The 19,049-nt window shown below is 67.2% G+C and carries 17 protein-coding genes; 11 read left to right on the top strand and 6 right to left on the bottom strand.

Annotation, left to right across the window (positions count from 1 at the left end):
* The first annotated feature begins 79 nt into the window (after positions 1-79).
* The 9 genes from ASC70_RS19555 to ASC70_RS19595 are packed head-to-tail and all read left to right on the top strand — an operon-like array spanning position 80 to position 9,304.
* A complete protein-coding gene (locus ASC70_RS19555; protein WP_056053496.1) occupies positions 80-400 on the top strand; it encodes an STAS domain-containing protein in 321 nt (106 codons plus the stop codon).
* On the top strand, positions 397-762 hold the full coding sequence (locus ASC70_RS19560) for a response regulator (protein ID WP_047413621.1): 366 nt from the start codon (positions 397-399) through the stop codon (positions 760-762). The genes ASC70_RS19555 and ASC70_RS19560 overlap by 4 nt, the downstream gene beginning before the upstream one ends.
* Positions 759-2,726, top strand: coding sequence for a chemotaxis protein CheA (locus ASC70_RS19565; RefSeq protein WP_056053499.1), 1,968 nt, complete (start codon positions 759-761; stop codon positions 2,724-2,726). The genes ASC70_RS19560 and ASC70_RS19565 overlap by 4 nt, the downstream gene beginning before the upstream one ends.
* A 14-nt stretch (positions 2,727-2,740) precedes the next feature.
* Entirely contained in the window at positions 2,741-3,241 is a 501-nt protein-coding gene (locus ASC70_RS19570; RefSeq protein WP_082539538.1) for a chemotaxis protein CheW, read from the top strand.
* A 17-nt stretch (positions 3,242-3,258) separates the two neighbouring features.
* Positions 3,259-5,064 carry a methyl-accepting chemotaxis protein gene (locus ASC70_RS19575; protein ID WP_056053503.1) on the top strand — a complete coding sequence of 602 codons (1,806 nt, stop codon included), beginning with the start codon at positions 3,259-3,261 and terminating at the stop codon, positions 5,062-5,064.
* Positions 5,065-5,108: 44 nt separating this feature from the next.
* On the top strand, positions 5,109-6,794 hold the full coding sequence (locus ASC70_RS19580; protein WP_056053506.1) for a methyl-accepting chemotaxis protein: 1,686 nt from the start codon (positions 5,109-5,111) through the stop codon (positions 6,792-6,794).
* Positions 6,794-7,282 carry a chemotaxis protein CheW gene (locus ASC70_RS19585; protein ID WP_047413626.1) on the top strand — a complete coding sequence of 163 codons (489 nt, stop codon included), beginning with the start codon at positions 6,794-6,796 and terminating at the stop codon, positions 7,280-7,282. The genes ASC70_RS19580 and ASC70_RS19585 overlap by 1 nt, the downstream gene beginning before the upstream one ends.
* 44 nt (positions 7,283-7,326) lie before the next feature.
* Positions 7,327-8,184, top strand: a complete 858-nt coding sequence (locus tag ASC70_RS19590; RefSeq protein ID WP_056053511.1) for a protein-glutamate O-methyltransferase CheR — start codon at positions 7,327-7,329, stop codon at positions 8,182-8,184.
* Between the two features lie 4 nt (positions 8,185-8,188).
* On the top strand, positions 8,189-9,304 hold the full coding sequence (locus ASC70_RS19595) for a chemotaxis response regulator protein-glutamate methylesterase (RefSeq protein WP_056053514.1): 1,116 nt from the start codon (positions 8,189-8,191) through the stop codon (positions 9,302-9,304).
* A 57-nt stretch (positions 9,305-9,361) separates the two neighbouring features.
* Here ASC70_RS19595 and ASC70_RS19600 read toward each other — a convergent pair whose 3' ends face one another.
* The 4 genes from ASC70_RS19600 to ASC70_RS19615 form a co-directional block, all read right to left on the bottom strand.
* Complete coding sequence (locus ASC70_RS19600) at positions 9,362-11,119, bottom strand: hypothetical protein (protein ID WP_056053517.1); 1,758 nt, start codon at positions 11,117-11,119, stop codon at positions 9,362-9,364.
* An 84-nt stretch (positions 11,120-11,203) separates the two neighbouring features.
* Positions 11,204-13,156: an ATP-binding protein gene (locus ASC70_RS19605; RefSeq protein ID WP_056053519.1), complete on the bottom strand. Its 1,953-nt coding sequence runs from the start codon at positions 13,154-13,156 to the stop codon at positions 11,204-11,206.
* A 219-nt stretch (positions 13,157-13,375) separates the two neighbouring features.
* Positions 13,376-13,969, bottom strand: coding sequence for a polysaccharide biosynthesis/export family protein (locus ASC70_RS19610; protein ID WP_047413629.1), 594 nt, complete (start codon positions 13,967-13,969; stop codon positions 13,376-13,378).
* Positions 13,970-14,056: 87 nt separating this feature from the next.
* Complete coding sequence (locus ASC70_RS19615) at positions 14,057-14,845, bottom strand: metallophosphoesterase family protein (protein WP_047413630.1); 789 nt, start codon at positions 14,843-14,845, stop codon at positions 14,057-14,059.
* 260 nt (positions 14,846-15,105) lie between these two features.
* Here ASC70_RS19615 and ASC70_RS19620 point away from each other — a divergent pair, with 260 nt between their 5' ends.
* Positions 15,106-15,960, top strand: a complete 855-nt coding sequence (locus ASC70_RS19620) for a transglutaminase-like cysteine peptidase (RefSeq protein WP_056053522.1) — start codon at positions 15,106-15,108, stop codon at positions 15,958-15,960.
* Between the two features lie 170 nt (positions 15,961-16,130).
* Here the strand turns inward: ASC70_RS19620 and ASC70_RS25115 are convergent, their stop codons facing one another.
* Positions 16,131-16,283 carry a hypothetical protein gene (locus ASC70_RS25115; protein WP_156136892.1) on the bottom strand — a complete coding sequence of 51 codons (153 nt, stop codon included), beginning with the start codon at positions 16,281-16,283 and terminating at the stop codon, positions 16,131-16,133.
* A gap of 199 nt (positions 16,284-16,482) precedes the next feature.
* On the opposite strand from ASC70_RS25115, the gene ASC70_RS19625 reads away from it, so the two are divergent.
* Entirely contained in the window at positions 16,483-17,136 is a 654-nt protein-coding gene (locus ASC70_RS19625) for a sugar transferase (RefSeq protein WP_082539537.1), read from the top strand.
* Here ASC70_RS19625 and ASC70_RS19630 read toward each other — a convergent pair.
* Positions 17,130-19,022 (bottom strand): O-antigen ligase, encoded by a 1,893-nt coding sequence (locus ASC70_RS19630; protein WP_235519457.1) that lies wholly within the window; start codon positions 19,020-19,022, stop codon positions 17,130-17,132. The genes ASC70_RS19625 and ASC70_RS19630 overlap by 7 nt on opposite strands.
* Positions 19,023-19,049 lie beyond the last annotated feature (27 nt).

Raw genomic sequence — 19,049 nt, forward strand, 5'->3', positions numbered from 1 at the left:
TTTAAGGCCGGCGCGGTCAAAGTTCCGCAAGCGAATATTTCGTATAACGCCGAAATATATTTGCTTGGGGCGGTGCTTATTGTCTGTCGTTGAATCTAGATCGATATCGTTCGCCGGGGAGGCGACGATTTCGAACATTGGTCAAGCGCACGAGCAGCTTGGCGCCTTGCTGCGCGAGCGCGAGGCCGTGATCATCGACATCAAAGACCTCACCGAGACCGATCTAACCTTCGTACAACTCTTGGAATCCGCGCGCCGCAAGGCGAGCGAAATCGGTGTCGGCTTCTCGCTCAACCAGCCGGCCGCCGGGTCTCTACTGGAAGTCCTGCGGCGCGGCGGGTTCCTCGACGACGCAACGTCCGACCGCGCCACCTTCTGGCTTCAAGGGGCAGCTCAATGACCGCGATCCTCACCGTCGACGATTCCGCCAGCATCCGTCAGGCGATCAAGATCGCTCTCAGCGGCGAAGGTTATAGCGTCACCGAGGCCGTCAACGGCCAGGACGGCCTGGACAAGGGCAGCGCCGGCGGCTTCGATCTGATCGTCACCGACCTGAACATGCCGGTGATGGACGGCCTGGCCATGATCCGCGAGCTGCGCAAGCGGCCGGCCGGGGCCGGCGTGCCGATCCTGTTCCTGACCACCGAATCCGACGCCGAAATCAAGGCGCAAGCGAAGGCCGCCGGCGCGACCGGCTGGCTGACCAAGCCGTTCGACCCCGAGCAACTGGTCCGCGTCGTCAAGAAGGTCCTCGCCAAGTGAGCGGCCTCGATCCCGTCGAGACGTTCCGCCAGGAAGCCCAGGATCTGCTGGAAGAGATCGAGCAGGGGCTGCTCGACCTGGCTCACCGTCCCGGGGATCGAGACCTGGTCGACGCGGTGTTCCGCGGCCTCCACACCCTGAAGGGCTCGGGGGCGATGTTCGGCTTCGACGCCCTGGCCGCCTTCACCCATCACTGCGAAACCGCCTTCGACCGCGTCCGCAAGGGCGAGGTCGCCGCCACCCCGGAGCTGGTTGGCGCGGTGCTGGCCGCCCAGGACCACATGCGCGCCCTGGCCGAGGGTCGCCCCGCTTCGGAAGCGGCCGGCGAGGACCTGTTGACTGAACTGCGCCGCGTGGTCGAGCGCGCCGGAAATCCAGTCGCCGCCGAAGCGCCTTCCACGCCCGACCTCAACACCTGGCGGGTGACGTTCAGTCTGCCGGCCGACGCCCTGGTCAACGGCACCCGGCCCCTGCCCCTGCTCGACGAGCTGCGCGAGCTGGGCGAGTGCACGGTGGTCGCGCTGACCGACGCCGTCCCCGACTTCGACATCCTGGTTCCGACCGAGTGCCACCTGGCCTGGGAGGTGACCCTGGTCACCAAGCACGGCCGCGACGCCATCGAGGACGTCTTCATCTTCGTGATCGACGACATGACCCTGGACATCCAGGACATGAGCGCCGTTCCCGTCCCCGTCGAGACCGCCTCGGAACCCGCCGAGACCGCCTCCGCCTTGCCGTCGTCGACGCCGCAAGCCGAGGCCGCCAACGAGGGGCGCGGCGCCAAGACCGGCGGCGACACCGTGCGCGTGCCGGCCGAGCGCCTGGACGAAATGATGGATCGCGTCGGCGAGCTGGTCATCGCCCAGTCACGCCTCAAGCAACTGGCCGCCAGCAGCAGCGACATCGCCCTGCGCGCCGTCGCCGAGGAGATCGAACGCCTCGCCTCGGAAATGCGCGACACCATGATGGTCGTCCGCATGGTGCCGATCGCTCAGCTGTTTGGCCGCTTCCGCCGCCTGATCCATGACCTGGCTCGCGACACCGGCAAGACGATCGAGCTCTCGACCGAGGGCGAGGCGACCGAGCTGGACAAGACGGTCATCGAGCGCCTGGCCGATCCGCTGATCCACCTGATCCGCAACGCCGCCGACCATGGCCTTGAGACGCCCGAGCAACGCCTGGCCGCCGGCAAGCCGGAAGCGGGCCAGGTGATCCTGGCCGCCCGCCAGTCCGGCGCCGAGGTGGTGATCACCATCGCCGACGACGGTCGCGGCGTCGACCGCGCCCGCGTCCGCGCCAAGGCCGAGGAGAACGGCCTGATCCAGCCGGGCCAGGTGCTGAGCGACAACGAGCTGCTGCAGCTGATCTTCGCGCCCGGCTTCTCGACCGCGGCGGCGATCACCAACCTTTCGGGCCGCGGCGTCGGCATGGACGTCGTCAAGAGAACCATCGAGGGCCTGCGTGGCGCAATCGAACTGACCAGCACGCCTGGCCAAGGCTCGGTCGTCTCGCTCCGCATCCCGCTGACCCTGGCGATTATCGACGGCCTGCTGGTGCGGGTCGGGACCAGCCGCTACGTCATCCCGCTGGCCTCGGTCGAGGAATGCGTGGAGCTTTCGGTCGAGCAGGACAAGCGCTCGGCGGGTCGCAGCCTGATCACCCTGCGCGACCAGTTGGTGCCGTTCATCCGCCTGCGGCAGATGTTCGCCACCGGCCTGGCGCCCGACGCGCACCAGAAGATCGTCGTGGTCTCGACCGGGCAGGAACGCGTGGGCCTGGTCGTCGACCAGATCCTCGGCGACCACCAGACCGTCATCAAGGCGCTGTCGGGCTTCCACGCCGAGGTCGGCGCGTTCTCGGGCGCGACCATCCTGGGCGATGGCGGCGTCGCCCTGATCCTCGACATCGGCCACTTGGTGGCGGCTGGCCAACGCGCCGACACGCAACTGCGCGCCGCCAGCTGATGAGGGCCCCGGACATGAACACCGAGACTGCCGGCGATCCGATCGAAGCCCTGACCTTCGACCTTCGCGGCGAGACCTTCGCCCTGGAGGCCGGCCTGGTGCGCGAGGTGCTGGACCTGCTGCCGGAGACCGGCGTGCCCGGCGCGCCGCCGTTCGTCAGCGCCGTGATCAATTTCCGCGGCCGGATCATTCCCCTGGTCGACCTGCGCGTGGCCTTCGACATGGAGGCCGCCGAGCCGACCATCGACAGCCGCATCGTGGTCATCGAATACGACCTGGACGGCGAGCCGACCCTGATCGGCCTGCGCGCCGACAAGGTCCACGAAGTCACCACCATCGATCGCGCCGTCACCGAGGAGGCTCCCCGCGTGGGCCTGCAATGGCGCGCCGACTTCATCCGCCTGTTGGCCCGCCGGGACGGCGACGTGATCGTCATCCCCGACCTGGACCAGATCTTCGCCGCGCGCGGCCGATCCGGCGCGTCGGTGACGAGCCTTCATGCAATTCAGTCCTGAACGAACGGGGTCTTCCAGTGCGCTTCACCATCAAAGCCAAACTCATCGCGGCGTTCGGACTGCTGATCGTCCTGATGACGGGCGCGGCCCTGCTCGGCATCAGTGAACTGAACAAGCTGAACACCGACCAGAGCGCCATGATCGCCGGACCGGTGGCCCAACTTCAGCGTGCTCAATCGCTGAGCATCAGCCTCCTGCAGATCAGCCGCGCTCAGAAGAACATGGCGCTGGCCAACGACGACCAGGAACTGGAGGGCCAGAACGCCAAGGCCGAAAAGCAGCGGCAGATCTTCCAAGACCTGATGGCCGGCGGAATCGCCGCCGAGACGGACCTGGAACACAAGGCCAAATGGACGGCGCTCCAGACCGATTGGGAAGCCTACGCCGCGTCGGATACGGCGATGCGCCGGGAGATGCTGGCTCACCAGCGCGCCAATGCGATCCACGAAATGCAGACCTCGCAGCGGACGATCACCAACCGCATCACCGACCAGGTCGATGACCTGGTCGGGCTGAACCAGGGGCTTCTGAAGACGACCGAGGCGGCCGCCAACAAGGCCTATGTCACCGCTCGCAACCTGATGATCGGCCTGGTGGTCGTCTCGCTCCTGATCGCCGCGGCCGCGGCGGCCTGGATCGCCGTCACCATCAGCAAGGGCCTGAGCAAAGTCGCCGACCTCGCCGACGCCGTCGCCTTGGGCGACCTGGACCAGCGGGTCAACATCACGACCAACGACGAGATCAAGGACCTGGTCGACACGGTCAACCGCATGACCGAGAACCTTCGCGCCACCGCCGCCGTCGCCGACAAGGTCGCCGACGGTGACCTGACCGTCGAGACCAAGCCGCTCTCCGACAAGGACACGCTGGGCATCGCCCTGCAGCGCATGGTCGAACGCCTGCGCGGCGTGGTCGCCGACGCGATCTCGGCCTCGGACAACGTCTCGGCGGGCAGCCAGGAACTCTCCGCCGCCTCGGAACAGGTCAGCCAAGGCGCCACCGAGCAGGCTTCGTCGGCCGAAGAGGCCTCGGCCTCGATGGAAGAGATGGCCGCCAACATCAAGCAGAACGCCGACAACGCCGCCCAGACCGAGAAGATCGCCCGCCAGTCGGCCCAGGACGCCGAGCTCTCGGGCGAGGCCGTCAACCGCGCCGTCGAAGCCATGCGCACGATCGCCGAGAAGATCGCCATCGTGCAGGAGATCGCCCGCCAGACCGACTTGCTAGCCCTGAACGCGGCCGTCGAGGCGGCCCGGGCCGGCGAACACGGCCGAGGCTTCGCCGTCGTCGCTTCGGAAGTGCGCAAGCTGGCCGAGCGGTCGCAGACCGCCGCCACCGAAATCAGCGCGGTCTCTTCAGACACCGTCAAGGCCGCCCAGTCGGCCGGCGAGATGCTGACCACCCTCGTGCCGAATATCCGCCGCACCGCCGAGCTGGTCGCCGAGATCAGCGCCGCCTGCCGCGAGCAGGACATCGGCTCCAGCCAGATCAACGAGGCCATCCAGCAGCTGGACAAGGTCACCCAACAGAACGCCTCGGCCTCCGAGCAGATGTCGGCAACCTCCGAGGAACTGGCGGCCCAGGCCGAGGAGTTGCAGACCTCGATCGCCTACTTCCGCCTGTCGAACGGCGGCCAGGGCGCGCGCAAGCCGGCTCCGGTCGTGCGCCTGCCGGCCCGCGCCGCCAAGGCGACGCCGCCGAAGGCCGCCGCCCGCAAGGCCCCGCGCGCCGTCGCTGTCCAGCAGGCCCGGGCCCAGGGCTTCGCCCTTGACCTGAGCCAGGGCGGCCCGGACGCCGACGACCGCGAATTCACCGAATACTGAACCCGACAGCGACCTCGCTCCGATCACGCCAAAGGACCCGGACCATGCGCTTTACGATAAAATTGCAGCTCGGCCTGGCCTTTGGCCTGATCATCGCCCTGCTCCTGACGGCGACGGTGTTCGGGGTCAGCAGCCTGTCCTCGACCAACCGCGACCTGAACGCGATGGTCGACGGGCCGGCCGTGCGCCTGCAGGTCGCGCAGGAGCTCAATATCCACATGCTCAATGTGGTGCGGTTCGAAAAGAACATGGTCCTGGTCGACACCGCCGAGGAGGTGAAGGCCCTCGAGGAGTCGATCGAGCGCGAAAAGCATTCCTTCGACACCCTGCTGACCAAGGCGGAGGGCTTGGCCACCGCCGAGGGCAAGCCCAAGTGGCAAGCCCTGGGCGGCGCCTGGGAGCGCCTGATCGCCGCCCATGAGCGGGTCTACGCCCTGGCGGTCGCCAACAACGACGCCGCCGCCGCCGCGATCTCGATGGGCGAGAGCCGCAAGGCCGTCACCGAAGCCTCCGGCCAGGTGCAGGAACTGGTCGAGCTGTCGCAGGCCCAGATGAACGCCGCCACCGAGGAGGCCGACGCCGACTTCGCCAAGGTCCGCAACAGCCTGATCACGCTGGCCGCCGTGTCGCTGCTGATCGCCGTGGGCGCGGCCTTCTACATCTCGATCGCGGTCAGCAAGGGCCTCGACCGCGCCTCGAACGCCGTGCGCGCCGTGGCCGACGGCGACCTGACCAAGACGGTCGACATCACCACCAAGGACGAGATCGGCGACCTGCTGGGCCATGTGAACGTCATGATCGAGCGCCTGCGCGGCGTGGTCTCCGACGCCATCTCGGCGTCCGAGAACGTCTCGGCGGGCAGTCAGGAATTGTCGGCCGCTTCGGAGCAAGTCAGCCAGGGCGCCACCGAACAGGCCTCGTCGGCCGAAGAGGCCTCCGCTTCGATGGAAGAGATGGCCTCGAACATCAAGCAGAACGCCGACAACGCCGCCCAGACCGAGAAGATCGCCCGCCAGTCGGCCCAGGACGCGGAAGTCTCGGGCCAGGCCGTGGCCAAGGCCGTCGACGCCATGCAGACGATCGCCGAGAAGATCACCATCGTGCAGGAGATCGCTCGCCAGACCGATCTTCTGGCCCTGAACGCCGCCGTCGAGGCGGCCCGGGCCGGCGAACACGGCCGCGGCTTCGCCGTCGTCGCCTCGGAAGTGCGCAAGCTGGCCGAGCGGTCGCAAACCGCCGCCACCGAGATCGGCGCCGTGTCTTCGGAAACGGTCAAGGCCGCCCAGTCGGCCGGCGTCATGCTGACCAACCTGGTTCCCAATATCCGCAAGACCGCCGAGCTGGTCGCCGAGATCAGCGCCGCCTGCCGCGAACAGGACATCGGCGCCTCGCAGATCAACGAAGCCATCCAGCAGCTGGACAAGGTCACCCAACAGAACGCCAGCGCCTCCGAGCAGATGTCGGCCACCTCCGAAGAATTGGCGGCCCAGGCCGAGGAGCTGCAGACCTCGATCGCCTATTTCCGCACCAGCGCCCACGGGACCGCGTCGCGTCGTCCGGCCTCACGTCCGGCCGCCAAGCGCACGGCCGGGCCGGCGATCCGCAAGCCGGCCGCGCCGCAACAGCGCCAGACGGTCGCCGCCCAGCAGGCCCGCGTCGGCGGCTTCGCCCTGGACCTGACCAACGGCGGCCCGGACGCGGACGACGCCGAATTCCGGGAATATGCCTGATGGCCACCGCCACTGAACGCCAGTTCGTCACGCTGGGGCTGGGGGCCGAGGTCTTCGCGGTGTCGGTCGCCCACGTGCGCGAAATCCTCGACTACCAGGCGCCATTCGCGATCCCTGAAGGTCCCAACTACCTGATGGGCCTGACCGACGTGCGCGGACGGGGGACGCCGACCATCGACCTGCGCCTCAAGCTGGGCCTGCCGCCCGTTGCGCCGACCGGCGCCACCCGGATCCTGGTGCTGGACGTGCCGCTCAGCGACCGCGTGCTGTCGCTGGGTCTGGTCGCCGACCGGGTGATCGAGGTCATCGCGTTCTCGGACGACCAGATCGAGGCCGCGCCGGACATCGGCGTGCCTTGGCGCTCGGAATACATCCAGGGGGTCGTCCGCCGCGACACGCCGTCCGGGAACAGCGGCTTCGTGGTCATCTTCGACCTGTCACGCCTGCTGACCAGCCAGGACGCCGCCGCCCTCTGCCAAGCGGCCTAGAAGACAAGACAGCGGCGCGCCAGACGCCGCGAACGGAGAAGACCGTGTCGAGACAAGCCGCCGTCCTGCAGTCGCACGAAAACGAACAGCTCAGCGCCAGGAATTTCCAGCGCCTCTCGACGTTCATCCAGGACTACAGCGGCATCAAGATGCCGGCCAACAAGCGCACCATGCTAGAAGGGCGCCTGCGCCGCCGCATGCGGGCCACGCGGATCAACGACGTCAACGCCTATTGCCGCTATCTGTTCGAGGAGAACGGCCTCGACGGCGAAGCCATCCACCTGATCGACGCGGTCACCACCAACAAGACCGAGTTCTTCCGCGAACCCGCCCATTTCGACTTCCTGGCGGCCAAGGGGCTTCCCGCCCTGGCGGCGAAGGGCAAGCGCGAGATCAAGATCTGGAGCTCGGCCTGCTCGACGGGCGCCGAGCCCTACACCATCGCCATGGTCTTGGACGAGTTCTGCGAGAAGCACCGGAACGTCGACTATTCGATCCTGTGCACCGACATCTGCACCGAGGTGCTGGACCAGGCGGTCGCCGGGCGGTTCTCCGAGCAGATGATCGAACCCGTCTCGATGGCCCGTCGCCAGCGCTACCTGATGCGGGCGCGCGACGCCACGCGCAACGAGGTGCGGATCAAGCCGCAGCTTCGCGGCAAGCTGTCCTTCGCTCGTCTGAACCTGATGGACGAGGCCTATCCGATCGAGACCGACCTCGACATCATCTTCTGCCGCAACATCCTGATCTATTTCGACAAGGCCACCCAGGCCAAGGTGCTCACCCGGCTGTGCGACCATCTGTCGCCTGGCGGGTATCTGCTCCTGGGACATTCGGAGTCGATCGTCGGGATCGACCTGCCGGTCGTGCAGATCGCCAACACCGTGTTCCAGAAGCGGTAGGTCCATGATCGCGATCAGGAAGATCCGGGTTCTGATCATCGACGACTCGGCCACCGTCCGACAGACCCTGTCCTCGATCCTGGCGTCGGATCCGCAGATCGAAGTGCTGGGCGTCGCGTCGGATCCGTTCGTGGCCGCCAAGCGCATCGCCGAGGAAATCCCCGACGTCATCACCCTGGACGTCGAGATGCCCCGGATGGATGGCATCACCTTCCTGCGCAAGCTGATGGCCCAGAAGCCGATCCCGGTGGTGATGTGCTCGTCCTTGACCGAGGCCGGGTCCGAGACCCTGCTGCAGGCGCTGGAAGCCGGCGCGGTCGACATCATCCTCAAGCCCAAGATCGGGGTCGCCGACCATCTGCTGGAGTCGAAGATCCGCATCTGCGACGCGGTCAAGGCGGCGGCCGGCGCGAAGATCGCCGGCTCCAAGCGCCCGATCCCGCAGTTCTCCGCCCTCGGCCATGAGCCCGAGAAGAAACTGACCGCCGACGCCATGCTGCCCCCGCCGCCAATCCAAAAAGGGGGCGGCGGCCGGGCGATGGCGCGCACGACGGAGTCCGTTATCTGTGTCGGCGCCTCGACCGGGGGCACCGAGGCGCTACGCGTACTGCTGGAGGCCCTGCCGCCGGACTCGCCGGGCATGGTCATCGTCCAGCACATGCCCGAGAAGTTCACCGCCTCGTTCGCCATGCGGCTGGACAGCCTGTGCGCGGTCGAGGTCAAGGAGGCCGAGGACGGCGACACCGTGCGACGCGGTCGAGTGCTGATCGCGCCCGGCAACAAGCATACCCTGCTGGAGCGCAGCGGCGCCCGCTACTACGTCTCGGTCAAGGACGGCCCGCTGGTCTCGCGTCACCGCCCCTCGGTCGATGTCCTGTTCCGCTCGGCCGCCCGCTCGGCCGGCTCGAACGCGGTGGGTCTGATCATGACCGGCATGGGCGACGACGGGGCGCGCGGCATGGCCGAGATGAAGCAGGCCGGGGCCTTCACCGTGGCCCAGGACGAAGCCACCTCGGTGGTGTTCGGCATGCCCAAGGAAGCCATTGCGCTGGGCTGCATCGACCGGATCGCGCCGCTGCAGAACCTGGCGACGGAAGTGCTGCGGGCAGCCAGCCGGTAGGCGTTCCGCGCCTTTCCGATCCCCGGCGGAAGCCGCGGAGATCGGGTTTTGAGAGATCTAGAACAGCAGGTCGTCGTCCGCGACGGTCTCGACCTCGGCCGTTTGCGCCGACGCCGAACCCAGGCCTTCGGTCAGAGCACGATGGACCTCGCGCTCGTGGGCCATGGTGTACTGCTTGGCCAACCGGTCGACGAGCGGGCGCAAGGCGCCGCTGATGTCGTCGGTGCGGATGTCGCCGTCGCCAGCCATGTCCAAAAGATCGTTGGCGGCGGTGTCGAGCACCGAGCCGATCTGCTTGTGGAAGTCGAAGCGCGCGGCGGCCCGGCGCAGCATGTCGACGACATCGGCGCCCTGGCGGGCCACCGCCGTGAGGGCGGTCTCGACGCCGTCGCCGGCCTTGTGAATTCGCGCAACGGCGCCACTGAGCACCGTGGCGGCGGCGGCGGCCTTGCCGTCCTCCGTGTCCTGGCCAGCTTCGCGCTGCCCCAGGGCCTCGGCGGCGTTGAACAGGCCTTCCAGCGCGCTGGTGGTCAGTCCGGCCGACTTCTCGAGATGAATGGCGTGCTGGCGCAGCTCGATGGCGATGACGCCCAGCGGCTTGCCGGTCTCGCCGATGCGGCTGCATTTCAGCGTGGTGTTCAGCGCCATCATCTGCACGTCGGCGCGGATGTTCTGGATGCCGGCGATGCGTTCGGTCAGTTCGCGGGCCGAGACGGCGGCCGAGCGGCTGACGTTCTCGGCGGCCTGTTCGCCGGCGGTCATGTCGCCAACGAGTTCTAGCGCCTGGCCGACATTGCCTTCCAGATCGCGCAGGAAGTTGGTCTCGGCGCCATCGGTCTGGCCCGAGGCCAGGTCGCGCAGACGCAGCAGTTCGGCGGCGTCGGCGGCCATGCCGATGACATTGTGCCCGATGCGAGAAACCTCGCGGTGGAAGTCCTCGGCCGTGGCGGTCAGCTGAGCGCCGAGCAGGCGATGGACGAAGGCCTGGGCCCGGGCCCGCGGCGCATCCGGCAGGCCGGCGATCTCCCGAGATTCGTCCAGGAACCGCAGGCCGGCTTGTACGTGCTCGATCCGTTGACGGGTGATGTCGCCGATCTGCAGGGCCGCGAGGCCGCCGCCGACCTTCTTCTGGACGTCGCGAGCGAGGGTCGCGACGCTCATCGCGACCTCGACGATCTTGGCGTGGTGCGCGGCGATCGCCGTGGCGCTGGCCCGCAAGGCGTCCGGCACCGCCGGCAGCAAGGCCACGCAGTCGCGCGCCAACGCCTGCTCGTGGCTCAGGGCGCCCCGCAAGGTGTGGTCCAGGCCCATCAGTTCGGCGTTGAACGCGTCGAGTTGGGTCCGCCCCATCTCGATGCAGTCGTAGATCTCCTGGGCGAAGATCGCGAACTCCGGCCCGGCGGCCGCGATGCCGCCCGAGGTGATCTTGATGTTGATGGCGAAGACGCGGAGATAGGCCAGGTGCTGGCGCATCTCCTCGATGCACGCGCCCAGGCGATCGCCGAACTTGACCAGCTCGGCCACCCGGCCCCGACGTTCGTCCAGGCTGTCGGGCAATGACTTCAGCGACTCGGCCGCGCGGGCGAGGTCGGCGGTCGTGGAGGTCACCGTGTCGGCGTCGAGATTGCCGCGCATGCTGTCGAGGCCGGCGATCAGGGCGCCGACGCCCTCGACGGCCCGCGACAAGACGTCGCCCGCCTCGAGGAAGCGGCCTTCGACGACCTGACGCGCCGATTCCAGGCGGGCGGCGATCCGCGCCCCATCACCGGGCGAGACCGTCGCGTCCGATACCGTCGCTGAGATTGCCAAGCCCATGAAATCGCCGACTGTTTTTCTGAAGGTGGACTATCGCGCAGATAAGCGAAGGTCGGGTAAAGATCGCGCCGGTTTCCGCGCGTGTCAGGCGCTGACCGCGTCTTGACCGGCATCGGGGCGCAGCTCCATGGCCTCACTGATCGCCGCGAACAGGGCGGCGCCGGTGATCGGCTTCTGCAGATGAAGGTCGGCCCCCGCCTCGCGGCCGGCGCACACATGCTCGGGGCGAGCGTTGGCCGTCAGCATGATGATCGGAACGCGCGACGCGCCGCTCACTACCTCCGCGGCGCGGATCCGCCGCACCGCCTCCAGGCCGTCCATCACGGGCATTTGCATGTCCATCAGGATCAAGTCGGGCGTGACCAGGCCGTACATCTCCACCGCCTCCAACCCGTTCTCCACCGTGACGATGTCGGCGACGTCGGCCAGCATCAGCTCGACCACCTTGCGATTGGTCGGATGGTCGTCGGCGACCAGCACGCGCGGCCTGCCCAACGGCGGGTCAGCGGTTTCGTCGGCCTGGGCCGGCGCATCCATGCAGGCCGTCAGTGGCAAGGCGAACCAGAAGCGCGAGCCAACCTGGGGCGTGCTGTCACAGAAGAGTTCGCCGCCCATCAGTTCGACTAGCTCGCGCGAGATCGCCAAGCCCAGGCCTGTCCCGCCAAATCGGCGCGTGAACGAGGCGTCGGCCTGCTGGAAACGCTCGTAGATCCGCGCCTTCATCGCCGCGTCGAAGCCGATCCCGGAGTCGGTCACCTCGAACCGCGTGCGGTCCTCGGCGTCCAAAGTCACGGTCAGGACGATCTCACCGTGATCAGTGAATTTGACGGCGTTGCTCAGCAGATTGGTCAGCACTTGGCGCAGGCGAGCGCTGTCCCCCGCCACCGTCCGATCGGCGGCCGCCGACACCGTGATGTTCAGGCGCACGCCTTTCTCGTCGGCCCGCAAGGCGCAGAGCGCGGCGACCGATCTGGCCATATCTCCCAGCCCGAACGGCGCGTTCTCGATCAGCATCTGGCCGGCTTCGACGCGGACCAGGTCGAGGACGTCGGACAGCAGGCGCTCCAGGCTGCGGCCAGACGCGGCGATGATGTCGACCAGTTCGCGGGCCCGCGGATCGGGGCAGGTCTTCGACAGCAGGTCGGCGCCGGCGATGATGCCGTTCAGCGGCGTACGAATCTCGTGGCTCATATTGGCCAGGAAGGCGCTCTTGGCCTGGCTCGCCTGCTCGGCCTGATCCAGAGCGGCTCGCAGGGCGGCGGCGGCGGCGTTTCGCGCCGTAACGTCCTCACCCAGGGTGATCAGATGGCGCGCCCCGATGTCGTCATAGGTGGCCAGGGTCTTGATCAGCAGCTGGCGCGGAGCCTGACCCGAAACGTTGAACTCTTCCTCCAGCACCTGCATCTCGCCGCTACGCAGGACCTCGGCCTCGACCGCGCGCGCCCGCTCGGCGCGTTCTGGATCGAGCACCTGGCTCGTCGCCTTGCCGATCGCGTCGTCGGCCACCAGGTCCAGCGCGTCCTCGGCCGCTCGGTTGATCAGGACGTAGCGGCGGTCCTCGACATTCTTCACCGTCAGGGGCAGCGGCAGAAGCTGCAGGACGGTGCCCAGGAAGCCTTGGGTTTCGACCTCCTCGGTCACGTCGCGGGCAGTCGCCAGAAGTCTGACGATCCGTCCCTCGGCGTCGCGGATCGGCGCGATGGTCGTGTCGAAATAGGCCCGGCTTTTGGCCGCCCCGCCCAGGAAGGCCCTGAAACGCGCCACCGCGCCATCACTGGCCAGATTGAAGGATCGATCCAGAGAAAAGCGGCTGTCCTCCGGCCACAGCCCACGCCAGTCTACGACCGCGCCCGGAGCGGCGAACAAGGCGCGCGCCTTCTGGTTGGCGTGTTCGACGACGCCGTCGGTGCGCAGGATCCAGGCGCTGTCCTGGTTGGCTTCGAGGAGGTCCAGATAGCCGTAGGCCCCGAGCGTCTGACCCGGCGCGGGGTGGGACGCGCCCTGCACGCCCTCGGGACCAAGCTCTGACTGCGACATGAAAAGTCCGCGACTTCCGGAGTCGCATTGGGTCACGCCGGGTTGAAAAGAGCGTTAAGTCCTCGACATGGCGGTCTACGCGAGCCGTGGCTCTAGCTCCGCATGCGGCGCCTTAATCTGGAAATAGCGTTTTACCGCGCCAGAACGACGAAAGCCCGGCGGTCATCCCGCCGGGCTTCCTTCTTGTGTTCTGTCTTCCTGTCGCCTGTCCGGCGGCGATCAGAAGAAGCGTTCGCCGATCCGAATCGTATCGCCCGGGGCGACCTGGATGGACGGCGTCAGCTCACCCTTCACCTCGGACGTCTCCCCGTTGTGCTTGATGAAGACATTCTTCTTGTCGGCGCGGTAGGTGAAGCCCCCGGCCGTGGCCACGGCGTTCAACACCGTCAGGCCCGACGTGTAGGGATAGGTGCCGGGCTTCTCGACCTCGCCCAGGATGTAGAACGGGCGGAAGGTCAGCACCTCGGCGCTGACGCGCGGCTCCTTCAGGTAACCGTCGCTGAGCGCCTTCTGCACGGCCTGCTGGAACTGGCCGACGGTCATGCCACCCGCCTTGACCTCACCGATCAACGGCAGGGACATCAGACCACTGCCCGTGACGAAGAACTCGCCGGACAGCGAGGGCTCGCCGTAGACCGTGACCCGGACCTTGTCGCCCGTACCGAGCAGATAATCCATGGATTGCGCGCCCGATGGCGGCGGGGGCAGCGGCGCGGTCTGCGCGTGAGCCGGCCCACTCAGGGCGCCAACCGTCATGCAGACGGCGAGCGCCAGCATCGAAAGGACGCGCGAGAGTTTCGAAACACCGATCATGGCGAAGCTTCTCACCTTTGAGACTTGTAGAACCTGGAGAATGAAATGCCACATCGCACGTGACCACGAGATGAACAAGGCGAAGACTCAGGCGCCGCGCGCTTTACTGAACTGAATGATCTTCGGTTCGCCGCCATCAAGTCTTATCGCGGTCAGGACGCCGGTCGCGTAGGCGCCCGTATCGACGTTGATCCGCTGGCGCCCGACAAAAACCTCCTCCACCGGCGTATGGCCGTGAACCACGGTGGCCTTGAGGCCGTGAGGGTTGTCGAGAAACTCGTTGCGGATCCACAGCAGGTCGGCCGCCACCTGGCGCTCCAGCGGCAGTCCGGGCTTCACCCCGGCGTGGACGAACACGTAGTCGCCATAGACGACCATCAGCTCCAGCTGGCGCAGGAAGGTTTCATGAGCGGGCGGGAAGGCCGCCCGGAAGGCTTGACGGGTCTGTTCCCAGGCCTCCGGCTCGGCGCGCCCCACAGGACGCTGCACGCCGTACGAGGCCATGGTCTCGCCGCCGCCGTACTCCACCCACGACGGCCCCGCCATCGGGTCGTCCAGGAAATGCAGCAGCGTTTCCTCGTGATTGCCCATCAGGGCGCGGAACTCGAAACGCCCTTCGGCGGCCTGGCCTTTCAGAGCGATCAGACGGTCGATCACCGCGGACGACTGCGGGCCGCGATCGACATAGTCGCCCAGCATGACCAGCACCGGCGGGTCCTGCCGGCCCATGGCGCCATAGTCCTCGGTCATGCGCTCGATCAACCCGTCCAGCAGGTCCAGGCGCCCATGGATGTCGCCCACCGCGTAAACCACACGGCTGTCCGTGGACGACGGGCGGCGGGACTGCTGCTTGGAACGGAACAGGGACTTGAACATCACACTCGCAAGGATGGCGACGGAGCGCCGGGACCAGTTTTGCTGATTTTGCCCCAGCCGGCCGCCGGGTTCAACGGCTGCTGATAGCATTTACTTATAATTTAGCACGATCCTTTTCTCACAATTTACCAAGTAAATTCGGGTTTAATTGTAGTTAATTTCGAAATTACCAAAGACGAACATTTGGATTAAACCATCTAAATTCAGCTCTAATTGGCTGCCCAAATGAATACTGACCCCACGAACACAGCGGGGTCGGTATGTTCAACACGCGCAACATTGTTATCGGACTGATCAGCGCCGCGGCGATGATGACCAGCGCCACCGCTCAAGCCGGTACGATGCCGTTCATGCCGCGTGGCGAGGGCGTCGGCGCCCCTGCCGGGTTCTCCGAGCTGTGCCGCCGCGACACCGTGACCTGCGGCCTGCCCAACAGCCAACTGGCCTTGCTGGGCCTGGGCGTTCAGGCAAGCTTCGTCCCGACCTCGTCGGTGGGCGCGCCCCTGCAGCATCGTTTCGACGCGACGCCCGCCGCCTCGGCCGAAGATGACGCCCACCTGATCTCGGTTGCGACCGTCGAGGCTTGGACGATCGCCGCGGTCGAGGATTTCGTGCCGGCCGGCGAAATCGTCGAGACCGCCCCTGTCACCCCCTCGGTCGCCGTCGCGGCCGCCGACACCTTCGCCCCGCCCTCGCCGAGCGTCCTGGCCTGGACCACCCGCGCCGAGCGCGACCAGCTGAAGCTGCTCAACCTGGTCAACCAATCGGTCAATCGGGACGTGAAGAAGGCCAGCGACCTGGATCTCTACGGTCAGCCCGAATACTGGGCGCTGCCGCGTCTGGTCGACGGCAAGCTCTACGGCGACTGCGAGGACTACGCCCTGGAGAAGCGCCGCCAACTGATCGCCGCCGGTGTGCCCGAGAGCGCTCTGTCGCTGGCGGTCGCGGTCACCTCGCGTGGCGAGGGCCATGCGGTGCTGATGATCTCGCTGAAGAGCGGCGACTGGGTGCTGGACAACCTGACCCCCTGGGCCACGCCTTGGGAAGACCTGAACTACCGCTGGGTCGAACGCCAAGTGCCGGGCACCGCCCTGTGGACCAGCGCCGCCGCCTGATCCCGGCGACAGCACGACATGGAAAGCCCCGGACCTCGCGGTCCGGGGCTTTTTCGTTGGCCAGATCGTGACCGATGGACCACGAACACGTTCGCGCCCGCTCCTTGAGGGGAGCGGGCGCGAAGGTAGCGAAAGCTTGGAGAAGACGGCGCCGGTCGGCGACCGCCTGCCTAGAAGATGCGGGTGACCGTTGCGGCCAGGACGGCCCAGAGGCCCATCGAGACGACGGCGCCGAGACCCAGTCCCAGCAGCGGCGCCATGCGCTTGGCGCGCTTGGCGGGCGCGACGTCAACTTGGGCAAAGGTCATTTTGGCGTCGATCATCGATCAGCACTCCTGATGCTGAGGGATGTAACGTCACTACAAATAAGGACGCCTGAATAAACAGAGTGTATTAGACGTTAAGCATAAGCGCACGGGCCGTGGATTTTTCCCCGCGACGCTGTGAGTCATTTGCGCTAGCCTGCGCCGGTCGGAACTGGGAACCAGTCCGCGGCGTGGTGGGAAGTTAGAGGGTCATCTGGTGGACGGGGGATCGTATACCGAACTTCTCACGCCAAGATTGCAAGGCCCGCTTCCGCCGGTTGCGATCGACTTGCGCAAGCGCGGCTTGGATATAGCCGCCTCCGCCTTGCTTCTGGTGCTATTCGCGCCGCTGCTCCTGCTGGCAGCCCTGCTGATCAAGCTGGAATCGCCCGGTCCCGCCCTGTTTCGGCAGACGCGTGGAGGTCTCGGCGGCGCCCGGTTCCAGATCCTGAAGCTGCGCACCATGCATTGCCGCGAGGACGGCCCGGAACTTGTCCAGGCCCAGCGCGGCGACAACCGGATCACCCGGATCGGCCGCGTCCTGCGCGCCACCAGCATCGACGAACTGCCGCAGCTGCTCAACGTGCTGCGCGGGGACATGTCCCTGGTCGGCCCCCGCCCGCACGCCGCTGCGCACGACGACTATTACGGGATGCAGATCCCCGAATACTATGTGCGCTACCAGGCTCGTCCGGGCTTGACGGGCTGGGCTCAGGTGAAGGGCTTGCGGGGCGGCACCGATACGGTCGAGGCGATGCGTCGGCGAGTCGAGGCCGACATCGACTATATCCAGACCTGGTCGATCCTGAAGGACGCCAAGATCGTCCTGTTGACCATTCCCAGCCTGTTGATCGCGGAAAACGCCTACTGAGGCTGCGCCTTGGTCAGGGCTTGAGCTTGAGCCTGAGCCGTACGCTGGGCGACGATCAAGAACGCCAGACCAATCCGACCCGATGGGTTGCGGATGCTGTTGGCCAGCTCCTTCAGCCGGCCTTCACCGTTCTGACGACCGAACTCGACGCGAGCCTGGTACATGACCTGCTCTCGCGCGGTCTGGGTCAGCGACGGCCAGTTCTCATAGGCCAGTTTCGTGCGGCTCATGAACAGACTGGTCTGTAGGGGCGCGACCGCCAGGGAATGCTCGAGAGCGGCATTGGCCGACGAAGCATCGCCGCGTTGGAAGTCGATCGCCGCCTTGCGCAACCACGCGCCGCCCGAGCCGGGGCGCATGGCCACTTCTCGACGGCTCAGCGTCTCCAGGCGCGCCTTGGCGGCGGGCGTGGAGGCCTTGCTATTCAGGCCGGCTTCGATGCTGGTCGCCAGCACCTCGGCCGAGGCGGTCGGCATGGCCGACAGGTCGCCGCCGAAGCGCGAGGCGACCAAGGGCGTGGCGACCAAGAGCGAGACGACCAGAGTGACGCCGGCGAAGGCGATCGTCGCCCAAGGCGTCGCGGCCTTGCGGCCTCGACGCGGCGGCGCGGCGGTCGCGGTCATCGCGCCAAGCCCGATGGCGAACAGCGCCTGCAGGGCGGGCACCTGAACGGCGAAGTCAGAGAGCCCATGCAACAGCACGACGACGGTGGCCGCGATCGTCGCCCGGGCCAGAGCCCCGCCCATGCCGGGCTTGATCGCGTCGACCCCGGCGCGCCAGAGCGCGACCAGCAGCCAGGCAAGCATGAAGACGCCACCGACGATCCCGCCCTCTTCCAGCCATTGGAGATAGAGGTTGTGAGTGGCGCGCACGTCGAACAACGCCGCCAGGTTCTCGGTGGTGGTGATCAGCTGGTTGACGATCGGGAACGAGCCCAGACCGAAGCCGAACCAGGGCGAAGTCTTGAAGGCTTCCCAATGGGCGTCGAAGATCGCCTTGCGGACGGCCACGTCGCCTTCGAGGTTTTCAAACCGGGTGGCCGTCAGCTCGGCGCTGCGCATGGCCACGCCGACGACGACCAGCACGGCCGCCGCACCGCCGATGATGGCGACGGCCTTCACCTTGCGGCCTTGCGCGATCACCTGCCAGGTCAGGAGAATCGCCAAGCCAACGACGGTTGAGAAGATCCCGCCGCGCGAGGCGGTCATGGCCAGGGCGACGGCGAAGACGGCGGCGGCGACCAGGCTCAGGCTGGCGTCCAGACCCAGCTTGTCCAGGCGTAGCGAGCCGCCCGCCCTCTGGATCGCCTGCGAGAAGAACATCACCGCGAACACCACGCCGACGCCCATCAGATTGGCGGCGGTGTTGGGGCTGAGCAGGGTCGCCGTCAGGCGGTGGCCGGCGCGAAGACTGACGTGGTCGACGATCGCGACAGCGGCGAACACGCTGAGGGCCAGCACCAGGAACCAGACCAGGGCGCGACGGCGGGTCTCGGACGCGCCGACGATCTGGCTAGCCAGGAACAGGCTAGCCAATCCGACGAGGCGGAGGATGTTGAGAAGGACCGAAGACCGATCGACGGTGATCGCCCCGCCCTCCGGGCCTAGATAGCGCCAGACAGGATGGGCGCCGCCAGGGCCGAACGGCGTCAGGCTCCAGGCCACCGCGATCAACAGGGCCGCGAAGAGCAGGCCCGGCCAGGGCGAGGTCAGGACGCCGGGAACTTTGCGGGCCCAGCCGCAGAAGGCCAGCAGCCCGAGCAGGAGCGCGGCTTGCAAGGCGCCGAACACGGCGGCGACCGCCACGTCGCTAGCCCCGAAGACAATGATTTCAGCGACGACCAACGTAACGAGGGCGCCGATCGCGACGCCCTCGGAGACTTGCAATGGTCGAGTCTTGGCCGCTCCGGGCGA

Origin of the sequence: Caulobacter sp. Root343, from assembly GCF_001425745.1 — a bacterium.
Classification (GTDB): domain Bacteria; phylum Pseudomonadota; class Alphaproteobacteria; order Caulobacterales; family Caulobacteraceae; genus Caulobacter.